Origin of the sequence: Spiroplasma endosymbiont of Sarcophaga variegata (assembly GCF_965178695.1) — a bacterium.
GTDB lineage: Bacteria > Bacillota_I > Bacilli_A > Mycoplasmatales > Mycoplasmataceae > Spiroplasma > Spiroplasma poulsonii.
The window spans coordinates 644,015-659,419 of the sequence record NZ_CBCXVU010000002.1; the positions used below are offsets into that span (position 1 = coordinate 644,015).

The 15,405-nt window shown below is 27.4% G+C and carries 12 protein-coding genes and 1 pseudogene; 7 read left to right on the forward strand and 6 right to left on the reverse strand.

Translation table 4 applies throughout. From position 1 onward, the window contains the following. The first annotated feature begins 81 nt into the window (after positions 1–81). Positions 82–2,364 (forward strand): lipoprotein, encoded by a 2,283-nt coding sequence (locus ACOBME_RS05125; protein ID WP_419334505.1) that lies wholly within the window; start codon positions 82–84, stop codon positions 2,362–2,364. Next, complete coding sequence (locus ACOBME_RS05130; RefSeq protein ID WP_338964495.1) at positions 2,364–4,064, forward strand: lipoprotein; 1,701 nt, start codon at positions 2,364–2,366, stop codon at positions 4,062–4,064. The genes ACOBME_RS05125 and ACOBME_RS05130 overlap by 1 nt, the downstream gene beginning before the upstream one ends. Before the next feature lie 131 nt (positions 4,065–4,195). On the opposite strand, the gene ACOBME_RS05135 is transcribed toward ACOBME_RS05130, so the two are convergent. Beyond that, entirely contained in the window at positions 4,196–4,318 is a 123-nt protein-coding gene (locus tag ACOBME_RS05135; protein WP_419334508.1) for a hypothetical protein, read from the reverse strand. Positions 4,319–4,569: 251 nt separating this feature from the next. Between ACOBME_RS05135 and ACOBME_RS05140 the strand changes: the two genes are divergently transcribed. Next, on the forward strand, positions 4,570–4,986 hold the full coding sequence (locus ACOBME_RS05140) for an HIT family protein (protein WP_338964502.1): 417 nt from the start codon (positions 4,570–4,572) through the stop codon (positions 4,984–4,986). A gap of 25 nt (positions 4,987–5,011) precedes the next feature. Here ACOBME_RS05140 and tpx read toward each other — a convergent pair whose 3' ends face one another. The 3 genes from tpx to ACOBME_RS05155 are packed head-to-tail and all read right to left on the reverse strand — an operon-like array spanning position 5,012 to position 7,946. After that, positions 5,012–5,512: a thiol peroxidase gene (gene tpx / locus ACOBME_RS05145; protein WP_338964505.1), complete on the reverse strand. Its 501-nt coding sequence runs from the start codon at positions 5,510–5,512 to the stop codon at positions 5,012–5,014. Beyond that, a complete protein-coding gene (locus ACOBME_RS05150) occupies positions 5,499–6,122 on the reverse strand; it encodes a 4Fe-4S single cluster domain-containing protein (RefSeq protein WP_338964509.1) in 624 nt (207 codons plus the stop codon). The genes tpx and ACOBME_RS05150 overlap by 14 nt, the downstream gene beginning before the upstream one ends. Positions 6,123–6,125: 3 nt before the next feature. Beyond that, positions 6,126–7,946 carry an AAA family ATPase gene (locus tag ACOBME_RS05155; protein ID WP_338964512.1) on the reverse strand — a complete coding sequence of 607 codons (1,821 nt, stop codon included), beginning with the start codon at positions 7,944–7,946 and terminating at the stop codon, positions 6,126–6,128. 206 nt (positions 7,947–8,152) lie between these two features. Here ACOBME_RS05155 and ACOBME_RS05160 point away from each other — a divergent pair, with 206 nt between their 5' ends. The 4 genes and pseudogenes from ACOBME_RS05160 (at position 8,153) to ACOBME_RS05175 (ending at position 11,795) form a co-directional block, all read left to right on the forward strand. Beyond that, complete coding sequence (locus tag ACOBME_RS05160; RefSeq protein ID WP_338963247.1) at positions 8,153–9,115, forward strand: IS1/IS1595 family N-terminal zinc-binding domain-containing protein; 963 nt, start codon at positions 8,153–8,155, stop codon at positions 9,113–9,115. Positions 9,116–9,659: 544 nt separating this feature from the next. Continuing rightward, positions 9,660–10,334 (forward strand): annotated as a pseudogene (locus ACOBME_RS05165) (ABC transporter ATP-binding protein). A gap of 373 nt (positions 10,335–10,707) precedes the next feature. Then, a complete protein-coding gene (locus ACOBME_RS05170; RefSeq protein ID WP_419334511.1) occupies positions 10,708–11,190 on the forward strand; it encodes a hypothetical protein in 483 nt (160 codons plus the stop codon). Positions 11,191–11,207: 17 nt separating this feature from the next. Beyond that, entirely contained in the window at positions 11,208–11,795 is a 588-nt protein-coding gene (locus ACOBME_RS05175; RefSeq protein ID WP_338964525.1) for a hypothetical protein, read from the forward strand. Positions 11,796–11,918: 123 nt separating this feature from the next. Here the strand turns inward: ACOBME_RS05175 and ACOBME_RS05180 are convergent, their stop codons facing one another. Next, positions 11,919–13,016, reverse strand: a complete 1,098-nt coding sequence (locus tag ACOBME_RS05180; RefSeq protein WP_419334513.1) for a hypothetical protein — start codon at positions 13,014–13,016, stop codon at positions 11,919–11,921. Next, on the reverse strand, positions 13,016–15,391 hold the full coding sequence (locus tag ACOBME_RS05185; RefSeq protein ID WP_419334515.1) for a hypothetical protein: 2,376 nt from the start codon (positions 15,389–15,391) through the stop codon (positions 13,016–13,018). Before ACOBME_RS05185 ends, ACOBME_RS05180 begins: the two co-directional genes overlap by 1 nt. Between the last annotated feature and the right edge of the window lie 14 nt (positions 15,392–15,405).

Sequence of the window (15,405 nt, forward strand, 5' to 3'; positions counted from 1 at the left end):
TAATTTTTTAATAGAATGTACTTAGTATTTTTTTATCAAAAAGTACAAAAAATAATAAGTCAAAAGGAAGGATGAACCAAAATGAAGAAACTTTTATCAGTACTTAGCAGTGTGGTAATAGTCGGGGCAACAGCTTCTGGGGTAGTGGCATGTAGTAATAAAGAAAATAACAATCAACATAAAAATGGGAATGGTGATAGTATTTGAGCTTGACTCCCAGGAATTTATGGTGGAAAACAAATTACTTCCCCTGATATTTGAAGTGTTTTAGCAAATCCCTTTGTTGATGCGGGGAATGGAACATGAACAAATGATCCATCACAATGAGATGGACCAACAAGAACTAAAATGTCAGTGCAATTAACGCAAATTTTAAATGTGGCAGCTTTAGCTAATCCAGATAAATTTTTTCCAACTGCTCAAACAACAGTTGGTGATATTGCAGACTATAAAGATTTAAAAGACATTTTAAAAGACCAATGAAATTTATTAGTTCAAAACACAAACAATATTGTTGAGAAAAAGAAACAAAGTTTTAAAGATAGCGACCAAAAAAATTGAGAAAAAAAATATTATGATTTTTTAGATTCAAATTATAAAGATATTACTGGTGCTAGTGGAAATAAAAAATATGGGATTGAAGAGCAGAATTATAAAGCCACTATTATGACAACCGGTGCTGATGGAGGAATTAGTGGAACACAAATGTTAACTAACATTCTATTAAATAATAATATGCGAACATATCAAACTAATACAACTGATACATCAGTAACTAAATTAAGTTCTTTCGCTGATTTTCTTAAAGGCGGATGACAAGCAAAAGATTGAAATACTAGTGATCAAAACTCACGAACACAAGTAGCTTTAGCTTTTAGTTGAGATAATACAAGTGGAAGTTTTGGTGCAGATTTAAGTCAATTAACAATTGATGCAATTAATACTCGTTTAGACACAATTGCCGGAAATTTAAAAACAGAAGGTTATGATGTTACTAAATATATGGTTAAATTCCCACCAGTAGCAACACCTGTTTTTGCTGATGCAAGTAAAACATCAATTGGAAAACCATTTTTATCACAATCATATGATTCTGGACAATATTCATTATTTCAAAAATATCTTATTGAAAACTGATTCCAAAACGAAAAACCGCTAGCTATTTCAAAAATAACTTATGCCTTTAAATCGGGAGTAACACCAACTGATACTGGTTTTACAAAAGATAGTTTTGATGAAAACACCCAAAATCAAATTAATACTGATTTAACTGCTTTAAAAACCGCACCAAGTTGAGATGATTTTATTAACAATAGTAAAGGAACTGCAACACCATCAACAGACTTATTAACATTAAGTACACAAGCGGATGCTGTTAAATCGAATATTTTAAAAGCAAGTGTTTATGATAGTATTGGCGCTACATCAACAGCACCAGTTGCTGATTTAGATGCAGCAGTAACTGCTATTGGGAGAAAAGCTACTGCCGATGAAATTAGTGGAAACTGAACAGTCGGTAAAACTAAAGATATGGTAGTTGCCTTCTTTGACACAAATGGACTAAATTTAGTTCATCTTGATGGTCGTGAATATTTAGCTGACGCAACCGCAACATCATATAGTCCTTATAATAGTGATTGACAATTTAAAAGTTTAAATTATTCAAACATTTCATATAAAGAAATGTCTGATAAATCACAAATTATGACAACAGATAAAGCACAACAAAAAATGAATACACAATTTGCTAATGCCCAATATTTATGGTATTTAACAAACCGTAGTTTAGTTAATAACGATAGTACTAGCAAACTTAAATTTAAAGTTTTAGACGGGGTTAAGAAATACGCGACATTGTCTTCATCTTCTGGTTCAGCTGATGATAAAACATGATGATTCTGAACTTATGACTTTTTCAATAATTTTAATAATAAAATTTTACAAAATGGAGCAGGTCCTGACCAATGATTAAAAAACTTTATTACTTTTAAAGATGGTGAAGGACACGATAATGCTGATTGATTTACGTTAATTATTAGCGCACTGACAACAAACTTATCAGGAGGAGCAGTTCAACGTTTATATAGTAGTTTTGAAGCAGAAAACAAAACGATTCAAGGCTATAAAACTGGTGGACCCGCCGCAGAAATTAAAACAAAAGCTATTGTCGATAAAATTGCTCAATCAAAATATTGAGATGAACAAATTAAAACAAATTATTCAGGACTTCATACTAGCCCTACTCAAACTGCCTTTTGATTACATCAATTTAAAACTTGAGAAAAAGATAAAACAAAATATTATAATAATGGTGATCAAAATTGATATCGTGATGACTTTAGCACAATAGGAGGTAGAAGATAATGAAAAAATTATTAAGCATCTTAGGTGCAATAACAATTGTTACTTCTGCCAGCACCACTGTTGTTGCTTGTGGGAAAAAGAACTTTGAGCGTTTTACTGACCCAGCAATTGCTGATGAAGTTAAACGTTGAATTATTTCCCAAATTGATTCAGAAAATCAATCAAGTTACGTAAACGTAAAATATTCATTTAATGATATTTTTACAAAAGCGGACCTAAAAACAATGGCTGTCCGATTATTAGATACTAATATTTCGAAATTCTTCTATGCCTCAGAAGAAGCAACAAGAGCTCGTTATACTGGAGTAACAATTGATGTTAGTAAGCCAGAAAATGAATTAGCAAAACAAATTGTTAGTTTTGTGGAACAAGTTGCTCTTGATAATTTGTACACGAAATATTTAACTGGAATATCAAATTATACACCATTAGAATTAATAATTGCTGGCCAAGGATATGCACCTGATTACCAATCAGAAAAATGATTTGTTGGAGGAGTCCAATCATATTTCTGAAAATCAACCACAACATCACCTGATTATACGAAATCACGAAAAGATCAAGGGGAAAATAACTTTGAGATTAAAATTAAACCTGCGGGAAATGACTATACTGACTTCAATAAAATGACAGAAGATGAAAAGAAAATTGCTTTAAAAATTCGTTTTAATGATTATTATAAACATATTGAAGTCCCAACTGTAATTGATAAAATTATTACTGCAACCTATTTACACCAAAACGAAATTAAACGTTATGGTGGTGGTGATAATACAGAAATTTATTTAAATCGTAACAGTGCCTTATTTAATGCCATTCAATTATGAGACACAATTAGTGGTGCTCGTTGAAATTCATATGTTAAGATGGTTTGAGAATTAAAATTAGATAAAGCTAGTTTAGATAAACTATTCGAGACTGGTGGAGCATTAGAAAATGTTGCAACTTTAAATACTGATTTAACAAACAAAGAAGATATTCTAACAACTAACTTAAAAAATATGTTTAATGCCAAAAATGGTGATGAATTTAAAAATATGATTAACGAAGGAATTGACCCAATCTTTGGCCTTAGTGGCTTTAAGGGTTTTGTTGGAATCAATAAAAGTAAAAATGAAATCTTTACAACCCTAAATAATGCTGATGCATATAAACAAAAAATTATTGAAACCGCAACACCAGGGATTATTAAATCAGGGGAAGGAATAAGTCCTTCAAGTTATCAGTTTTTAGATGCTAACCGAAGATATGGATCAGTTGTTCTAGTCTTACCAATTTATACAATTGACTTAATGAAAAATATGAACATTAATTATCAAAATACTAAGACAAATAACAAACCATTATCATTAACTTGATATGGGTCAGGAGGAACACCAACCAACCTAGACCAAGCGTGAGTATCACAACAAGGAGGCGCTAAACGTTCATTATCATGATTATATAATCAAACAGGTTATTTAGGAACATATGATGAAAATGGAAATGCCCTTTATGATAAAGACGGAATTCCAACAAACGTGCCAAATGTTAAAGGACAAATCTTAAAGTGAATTGAATATACTTTTGCTCAGTTTAGTGATTTGCAAACCGCAGCAAAAACAAGACTATATTCATTAGCCTTTGGTTATAATCCAGAAAATGTTTACTCGCAAACTGTATTTGATGCAATTGGATCATTTATTGTTAAAGAAGATTAAAAATCTTCTTTTTTTATTAAAAAAGCAAACTGCTTTGCTTTCATAAAATAAGAGCTTTACTTAGTCCTGGTATTTTTCATTTCAGATTTTTTTGACAGATAATAGTAAATCTTCAAAGTAGGCTGCTTGTTTTAAATCATTAGGTTCAATACTTTTTTTCGTTGGCTAATTTGATGTTTTAATACTTCAAGATATTCATAAATATCTTCCCCTAACATACTTGTATCACCCAACAATTTCTTTAGCTTCATCATGAGCTGTTTTTGTACTATTATCTTCCATTATAATCATCTCCTCTCATTCTGTTTGCTACATACATATATTATATCACAAAATTTAAGGAATTATTAGATGATTTATAGCAATTAATTATAACAGAAAAATAATAAATTTTTTAAAAAAGTTAGAAATTTTTAACTATTTATTTTTCCTTTCCCAAAAGCAAAGATGCTATAACTCGCCTTATAAGTTTGCTATAATTATTTCATAAGGAGCTGATGTAAAAATGAACAAAAGTGATTGCATCTTTTGTAAAATTATTGCCCAAGAAATTCCGAGTAAAAAAATCTATGAAAACGATCTTGTTTACGCTTTTTTAGATTTATTTCCAAATAGTGATGGTCACACCTTAATAATTCCAAAAAAACACTTTGATTATTATAGTGAAACAGATGATGAACATTTAGCTGCTGTTGCAAAAGTTGGAAAAAAAGTTGCCCAAAAAATGTATCAAGTTTTAAAACCTGTTGGAATTAACTACGTTAGTAATGAAAAAAGTGAAGCTTTTCAACAAGTCTTTCACTATCATCTTAATGTTATTCCAAAATATAAAAAAGAAGAAGGCTATGGTTTTAAACTAAACGTTGATAAAGAAAAGCTACGGGACCTTGATGAGATCAAAGAACTTTTAACTTTAAAATAAAAAAAGTATTTTATCAATACTTTTTTTATTTTTTACTACTTAAAAAGTCATATACTGCTTGGTAATTTGGTTCATTACCAACCGGATTCACAACCTCAAGATATTCAACAATATTGTCTTCGTTTAAAATTATTACAGCTCGTGGTAAAATTTGTGAATCAGTGAAAACTAATCCTGATTTTGCCCCAAAGTCTCGATAATTATAATCTGAAATTAAGAAGTGTGCTTCATCTTTAAATGATTCACAACATCTTTCTTGCGCAAATGGTAAATCTCTTGAAATCGTAATTAAACGAGCATTATTATAATCTTTCATACTTTCATTAAACTTAACTGTTTGAGTATAACAAACGCTAGTATCAATGCTTGGAATTGACGAAATAACTTTATATTTTGCTCTAACATCATCGATATGAAAATCACTCATATCACCATTTATTGCTTTAAATTCTAATTTATCCCCAACTTTAATAATATCTTGTTTAATATGTAAAAACACATCACCATCTAGTTTAAATGCTCCCATCTTCTTTGTCCTCCTCTTTTGTTAAAATTGTTTTCTCATTGTTGACGAGGTGTGCACCATCGCCATTAATAATCATACTATTATTTTTAGTAACAGTAAATTCAGCTTCAATAATATTTTGTTCAAAATAATCATTATTTTGATAAGTATCACTTAGTTTAATTACCCGTTGATTGGTTGAACCAATTAAACGCCGTTTTTTGTCTAGTTTTTCAATAATAAATGGCCCATCAATTAGAATATCGATTTTAGTTAAAATTTCCGGGTGTTTTTCTTGCAATAGTTCGTATAAAAAACCGGAAAAAACAATTACTGTTAAATTGTTTGCTTGACACAACGTCACTAATTCCAATAATGCCCGTGGTTGAATAAACGGTTCGCCCCCCAAAATTGTAATTCCTTCAATTTGAAAGCGCTCTTGCGCATCTTTAATTGCTTTGAAAAGTTCACTAACTTCCATTACATTCCGATTAATTAAAGGAATCATCTCTTGGTTACTACATCCTTTGCAATTAATAATGCATCCTTGCATTCATAAGGTAAACCGGTTTCCCGGACCTTCAATTGTTGTAAAAGAAACAAACCGATTAAAATTAATTAAATTACTCATAGTTTATTTTAAATTATATTCAATTTGTTGACCATTAGCTTGTGCCAAGATTGTTTGACCCGCTTTAAAACTAGTTTGATTGGCAAAAATAAAGGAGCTTAACCCATCAACGACATGTTTTTCAATACTATTTAACAAATCACGCCCCCCCTTTTTATCATCGGCATCTTGAATAATGATTGGCAAAATTTGTTCTAACTGAATAAATTCTAATTTTACCTTATATTTTTCTCATACTGCTACTTGAATTGGACGTAATTTTTGAGTAATTAATTTTGCCTTAAAACTAATATCCTTAATAAAGTTAAACGGAATAATATTATTTCCAATTCGCCCCAATAATTCTGGACGTCTTAATTCGGTGCGAAAATGATCAGAAACTTTTTGAATAAATTGTTTTTCAATTTCTAAGAATGGTAAACTATCATCAACTTCAGCAGCACCAATATTTGAAGTAAAAATAATGAAGGAATCAGAAAAACTAACAGTTTGTCCCTTATTATCTGTTAAACGCCCATCTTCTAAAATTTGTAAAAACTTATCTAAAATTCGTGGGTGTGCTTTTTCAATCTCATCAAATAATAAAACACTAAAAGGTTTTTCTTTAATTGCATTAGTTAATTGACCGCCTTCTTCATAACCAACATAACCTGGCGGTGCTCCGATTAATTTTTGATCACTAGCTTCCTGGTTATATTCTGACATATCAAAACGAATACAGTTTTTTTCATCCCCAAATAAAAACTTTGCTAAAGCTTTTGCTAATTCAGTTTTTCCAACCCCCGTTGGACCAACAAAAAATAACGTTCCCTTGGGTTTTGTTCGTTTTGAAGAATATTGCACGCCAGACAACCCCGTAAAGGCTTTATAAACAACATTTTTTACTTTAACAATCGCATGGTCTTGCCCAATAACTCGTTTTTTTAACTCTGTTTCGATTGTTGCTAATTTATCATAATTCATTTCTTCTCAAGGTGAAACTTTGTCACCATATTGATAAGAATTTAATAACTTTTCAAACGGTAATCGTTCAGCAATATTGTTTGAGAATTTAATTAATTGATAAACTTCTTTCAAAGTTCATCCCTCCATCGTATCATAAATATCTTGTAATTTTAAAACATCAGTACTTAAATCTTCAGTAATCTTAAAAAAACTCTTGTTAGTTAAAATAAATTTTTCACGTTCTTCCCGATTTGGTTTCGTTAAAGTAATTGTTGTAACATCCGGATTATTTAAATAAAATGACGTTGGTAACTTTCCAACACTATTGGTAATAAAGATAATCGAAGTATCAAAATCAACTATTTCTGATTGGTCAAATTTTTTATCACGAAAAGCCTTACTTAAGGAAATTAAATTAACACGTTCTTCTTCGCTTAATGATTGCTCATTTGAAAATAAATAATCTGAAAAATCAGCAACAAAAGCAACTTTTTTGGGACTTGGTGTTAGCATATTACGACGAACAATAGCAAAAAACTCTGCTAAAGTTGGAAACTGTCCAGTTGGACCATTATCTTGGTTATTAGCATTATTAATCACTTCTTGACCAAAATCATAAGCTTCACCTTCTTTACTTTTTTGTTGTGGTTCAGCTGTTAAAGTTAAGTTATTAATATTTCCACCAGTTAAACCATCAATCCGATCTCAAGTAAAAATGTCATTAAAAACCTTTTCTTTTAGTAAACCACGTAACTTATCTTTTAAACCAACATAACCGTTATTTATTTGATAAATATCATTAACATTTCCTTCAAGAATAACACAACGTTTAATCCCAATTTGGTTCTTTAATTTGTCTAAATTACTTTTAACACTCATTTATTTACTCCCTCTAATTGGTTGATTTTTACAAAAAATAAAATTAGAAATCTTTTTAAAACCTAAAAATGATTACTGGCAATATAAATATTATACTATTTTTATAATAAATTATTTAAAAATGTCCTTTAATTTTGTCGAAAACTCTTGATATTTATAAAATATACCTAAAATTAGGTATATTTTTAATATATGGAGGTAAATAAATGATGAAAAAAATAATTACAGAATTAATAAATAGCTTAACAGATGATCAATTTTTAGAATTTTATGAAAAAATAAAACAACAAGCAGACTTAATTAAAAAACAAAAACGTTTAAATGAAATTGATCAAAAATTTAGAGATAAAGGCATTATATGTCCTAATTGCAAATCTTTTCATTGTGTTAAAAATGGTCATAATTCCGAAGGAAAACAAAAATATTTATGTAAAAAATGTCGTGCTAGTTTTGATGCATTTCGTCATCATTTTACTTATTGAAGTCATTTAAATTATGAACAGTGAAATTTATTAATTCAAATTTCATTGTTAGGACAATCTAGTAAAATAATTTCTCGTTTTATTAAAACAACCCCAAAAACCGCTTGATATAATCGACAAAAATTAATGCAATCAAAACAATTAGAAAATACACAGTTAAAATTTAAAAAATTAAATGGTCAAATCCAAATGGATGAAACATTTATTAAAGAAATTCATAAAGGCAATTTTAAAGATAAATTTGATAAACGAAAAACTCATCTCGATCCATTTTCAACTGATACCAAATGCTGTATTCAAATGGCAGTTGATAGCAATAATAATATTTTTGTTCAATCCACCAATACCAAAAGATTACAAAAACAATGGATTATTGAAAATATGAATAAGCAACTAATTAAAGAAAAATCAATAATTATTTCTGATATGCAACCACTATATTTATTAGTAGCAAAACAAACAAATTCTACTCTATATTCCACCAAAACTAGTACAAACCCTGATACTAGTTATCAAAAGTTAAATAAGATTAGTAAATTACAATCCAGTCTTAAAGAAGCCTTAATTCATTATCATGGTTTGGGTTTCACTAATATTCAAAATTATTTAAAGCTCTGAAAATGAAAATACCAACACAAAGGTTTAACACCAAACCAACAATCAACGGTATTATATTTTAACGTTTAAAAAATTTAAAGCAAAATCATAATCTTACACAAAATTAGTTTTCAAATTGTCATATTGATGATTTTTTTTATTTCATCAAGAGTTTTCGACAAAATTAAAGAAAATGTCCCTATAATTCTCATTCAAAAATTATTTATGCTTTTGTAAAGTATTACAATCTTAAAAATAAAACTTTATTGATATAATTTAAGTATAAAAGCTATGTTGTCTATTTAAAAACTTGAAATGCTAATTACTTTAAAATAAAAATTCCAATAATTCAATAATATGTTTCTGAAAGGAAGTTAAAGTATGTCTATGAAACAGAGTTAGAGGCAGATCGTTGAAATTATCGAATTGTTGCTGAACGTAAGATAGGAATGGATTGTTATCCAAAAACACCACCATGCACAATTTATAAAACAGTAACAGGTGATTGATTTGAAACAATTGATGATTAATAGAAAAGATGTTTTTATGGAAAAAACAATAACTTTTACAGAACCAGCAGTTAATATCACAAATTTATCTCAATCATTTTTAAAAAAAAACAATTTTTACTAACATGAATCTTACTATTCCCAAAGGAAGTTTTTTTGGAATCTTAGGACATAATGGGGCTGGAAAAACAACATTAATTAAGACAATTCTTGGGGCATTTCCCCATAAAAAAGGAAACATTTATATCAACAGATTAAACAACACCAACCCTTTATCAAAGCAAAAAATTGGTTATATCCCAGAAAAAGCTGTTTTCCTATCTAAAATTTATATATTTGATTATCTGCAAATGTGATGTATATTAGAGCAAGAAAAAATTAAAAAAGAAAAAATTAAAGATATTATTGATTTTTTTAAGTTATAAGCATTCCAATCCTTAAATATTTTATCAACAGGAATGGCCAAGAAGGTTCTTTTAGCACAATGTTTTTTATTAAAACATGACATTTATATTTTAGATGAACCAACCACCGGTTTAGATGCTATGACCCGAAAGATTGTAATTGATTTATTAGTTAGTTTACATAAAAATGGTAAAACAATTATTATTGTTATCCACATTCTTAATGAATTTGCTGATTATATTGATCACTTTATTATTTTGGATCATGGTCAAATTGTTGTAGAAAAAGAAAAAAATAATGAAATAGTCTGAGATATTCAAGCAGAATATGAAAAATACTATGCCTTTGATAAATCAAATATGTATCAAAAAATAAAGGAAATGAGTGAAGAATAATGCAAATCTTAAAAATGGACTTCTTTCTGCTTAAAAGAGCAATTAGTTTTTGAGTAACATTAATAATCCTAATGATTTTATCAATAAATGTCTTTCTAGTTGGGGCAATTTCTTTTAACAAAGATAACAAATATATTGATTTATTTTTTATTTCCTATTTATTCTTTGCAGTCAATTTTTTTGTCTTTCCATTTTTATTTCTAGGAAATCTTAATATTATCATTTTTAATCGTCCCATTTTAGAATCATCATTCCTCTTAATAACAACAAAACCTTTTAGTCGTACTAGTATTTTTTTCAAAAACTATTAATTAATTTAATTACTGTGGTTTTCTATTATGTTATTATTTTTAGTATTACAACAGTATTTTAATTGTTAATAACATCATGACCACATACTTTAATTTTTTTAAAACTCTATGGTGTTGGAATCTTGATTTCTTTTATCTCATTACCATTATTTTGATTTATTATCATCATTGCTAGTCATTTTTTAAAAGAAAGTGTTATAACTTTAATAACATTATTTTTAACAATCATTGTTTTAATAACACCTTGACTTATGACGGCAAAAAATATCAAGCATTATTTTTCAGCAGCAGACTATAATGTTACCAACATAATTAAGGCAAACAAGCACACAGAAATTAATCTTTTTAAATCTAATGATATATATAATAAAATTTACGATGCCATTAATAAAAATGATGGCAATCAATTTCATCAAATTATAAATAATTATTTAGAAAAAAATAATTATCAAAAAATATTACAAGGTGGTTTTCTTTCAGAGGAAGTCCACTTTAATGATTTAAAAGGGAACTACTTTTTGATGTTAATCAAGATGTTAAAATAATTCACCCGCAAAGTAATTTGGAAAATCCTCAAATTATTCTTTCAAGAGAATTTTCTACAAAAATTGAGATTTATCAAATGTTTTACCAACAAAATACATTTGGAATAAACCCCAATATTACGACAAATCCGATTCTATGAGGGTATCGCTATAGCTGGCAATTTCAAAAAAATATGTTTATGGAAATTGAAAAAAAATATGCTCTCAATACTCAAACAATAATAACTAGTATTTTACAACAACCTCAAAATGTGCCTGGGCACACACTATTCATTAATTTTTCAAAATATATTGAGGACTATAAAAAAGTTGCTGAAAGTAATGAATATAAAACAGGAATTCTTGCCCTTAACTTATTTAGTCGATATACTTTAACTGCTGCTAAATTAATTAACGACGATAATTTCTATCATAGTTGAGGTTATTCTAATTTTTTTAATAATGAATTTAATTGGCATAAACTAAACGGAATTATATATAATTTTGACTGAGATAATATCATATATACCCGTCCAACTTGGCCATTAGTTTTTCCAATGACAATTATATTTATCTTACCAACAATTGGGTTATATTATTTTTTAAAACACTTTAAATATAAATAAAGATGGTACTTATCTAAATAAAAAATAATTGAAAAATGTATTAAAAGGAGTAATATAAATTGGTCCTTTTAATACATTTTTACTTTGCCTACTAATACTTGAATAAATGTCATAATTATTATCTTATTTCTTTTTTGTTTTACTATCGATTTGTATTTTAGCTTGGTTCATAATCTTATCTGGATTTAAATATGTCTTTTTCATTTCTTTTGATAATGATACATCATACATTGATAAATCATTAACAAATGGTTGTTCATCAACATCATGGGCGTGACCTTCATAACCTTCAAATTTGTAAGTAAAACGACCATCAATATATACTTTAAATATTGCTTCTTCTCCTGTCACTTTTTTAGCATAGACAATAACAAGACTATCGTCATTTTCCTTTGTAATTCGAATATCATTATTATCAACAATAAAACCACGTTTTTGAATTGCTTGCAAGATTGCAGCAATTGTATGTTTTCGTGCTGATTCATCTAATTGTTGGCTAATAATTTTATTTTGTAAATCCAATGCTTTTTGATTTAAAGCATTAGTATCATTAACACTAGTTTGACTGAATTCCTCTAACACCGGTCCTAATTCAGCATTAATAAATTTATCATCGCCAATTTGGGCTTTAAAACTATTAAGATATTGATTTTTCATAAAGTCTATTGAAGCACGATAGTTATTAATCTCATCTTGAACAAGCTCTGAAATTGTATTTGGATCTAGATTAACAAGCTGATTTTTATTTGATTTAAAAAAATTCATAATAAAAGCTTTTGAAGCATTATCATCAAACATTCCTAGTAGTTCTTGCTCTAATGTTTGATAATTTAAATTAACACGATTTTTTAAATTCACTAAGCGTTGTTTTGTTTCGTCTTCAACAACTTTTACTTTTAGCACTTCAATTTTTTGTTGAATTTCTGCTAAACTTAATGTTTTTTGTTCTAAGAAAAAGTTAACTCGTTTTGCTAATTCTAAATCAACATGTTTAACCTTTTGAAATTCATTAACCAATGGATTAGTTTCTAAATCAACTAAAATTTGATTTAGCTCTTGTAAATACTGTTCAATTGCTTGGCAGTTTAATCCACTAGCATCAATATTTTTTAATTGTTGTAATAATAATTGTAAGTTTTCTTTAACAAAATTAATATTTAAACTTAATCTTTCGATTTTTTTTTGGTAATTATACATTACCTGTTCAACACTCATACTCATTAATTTAACACCTCTTCTATTTCTTTTTGTAGTTTTTTTAATGCATCGCGGTTTTTATTATCATTTCGCTCATCGCGCGCTTTTTCACAATATAAGTACAATCGTAATTCATAATATATTGTCATAATTTGTTTTTGTTTACTTTTATCCAAAAGATCCTTGCAAACAAATAATTTTTCATTAATTGCTTTTAAACGGTGGTCTTTTGCCTTTAGCATAGCAGTAATTTTTTCTTCTAAGATATTTATTAAATATAATGCTGCTTTATCAAAGTAGCAAAAATCAAGGTATTCTTGAAATTTTGATTCAGAATTAAACATATCTTTAAACTTAATAGTTTTGTATCTCGTTTCTAATTGTGATAATGATCCTAGTAATTCAATTGTTAAATCATCACCATGATTAATATTTTTAAAGCGTTCGCTAATGGTTGCAACCTTAGTTCAAATTTCCTCTCAATGACGCTGTAGATTACTTGTCTCTCGTTTTTTCATTTCAGTAAAATATTTTAGATATTCTTCCGCATAACCATACAAATTAACTAATAAAGTAATATTTTTACTTAAATTTGTTGTACTAATTTCTTCAAATAACTCACGGTGCAAATTATCATTATTAAGCGCAAAAAGGAATTTAGTTAAAATAGCAAATAAATTTTGATTTCAAATTTTTTCAATAGTTGTTGAACTTGCAACATTAGTTAGTTCTAATAGTTGTTTTAAAGTAACATTATCTTGATGGTAAAGTTCTTGTAGCATATTTAAAGCTTCTTTACTTGCTAACAAATCATTATTTGTTAAAACTTGATACGCTTTAACAATATTTTGCTGGTCTTTGGCTTCTTGTTTTATCGCCGTAATTAAAAGGGTGTGCATTTTTGTAAAATAATTTGGTCTTAAAGTAAAATTAGTTAAAATTTGCTCACATTTGGATAAAATTAAAATCTTATTTTGAAAATCATTTGTACTAATATTTTTTAAAATATCATCAAAAGCATTGTCATTTTGATTTAATAGATCAATTAAATAACAATAAATAAAGAGGTCATTAACTTTATTGCCGTGAATTGTTTCATAAATATTTCCTTGTTCATTTTTCAACACAGTTTGTAAATTTTGTAAAATTTTTTTAAATAAGAGGTTGCTATAATTTGATAAAAATTTTTGGGCAGTGATAATTTTACGATTTAACATCATTAACTCTGTTGGTTGTAAGGCATAACATTCTGTCTCGTTTTTATCATTAATAAATAATGTCAAAAAATGATCATGTATTGGTAAAATGGTTTTATCTAAATAAAAAATTGTAATTGAAGCGGTTAAATCACTTATCTTAGTACTATGATCAACATTAACAAAAATAACACAACGAATATCATTATCAAAATAATATTTATGATTTAAAACTGCTTTTGGATTAACATTTGCTGCATTAATAATCAAAATTCGAGGATTTATCAATGTTGAAATAATATGACGAGGGTCTTGTTGATAATCACTTTCTAGCGTATTTGCTGCAATCTTTTGAATATTTAAATTAAAATCAGTTGTTAAATCTTCTGTCATTATTGTTAAAAAATAATCTAAAATTTTTGTTCGTAAATTAATATTATTATCAATAATTTCTTGCAAATTTTTATCATTCATAACTTGCATTTTAATATCTTTAAAAGTTGTTAAAGTTAGCACAACTTCCTTTGTTTCATAAACATCAGATAATAATTTATTAACTTCTTTATTATCATGTTTAATTGTTTGTTGTTGCTTTCGAATTGAAGTAAATGTTGTATCATTATTAAACATATTATATTTATTAGGACTAGTTTTATATTTTTCTAAGAATTTAAATAAATCATCACCCGTAATTGTTACTTCATATTCTGGAAAAATTGTTAAAGCATTATTATTAATTTTTTCTATTAAGAGTAAATGTTCATTATTAATATATCGTTCATTTGTAAAAATATCAAAAATAAAATCAATTGTTGCTTCACGGTTATTGTTTTTACTTAACAAATAACCTTTTTCTAAGGCTTGTAGTGCTTCTTTTGAAATATAAAAAATTCCAATTGCATGATCAATTCATTCTTGTTCAGCATAACTATTAGCCAAATAATTTAATGACCCTTGTGAATTAATTTCAATTGTGTTTTCTTTTTCAATTAAATCCTTTAAACATTCAGCGTAAATTTTATGATTAAAAATTTGTAATTCATCTCGTAAAATATTAGCTAACGACTTTTCTTTATCTGGATAATTAGCAATAGCATTTAAAATGACATACTGAAAAAAGGATGGTCTTTTTGGTGTTTGATAACTAACAATTGTTGTTAATTTTTTTCAGTTTTTATAGACTTTAACTACTCCTAATTTCATTTTCTACCTCTAAC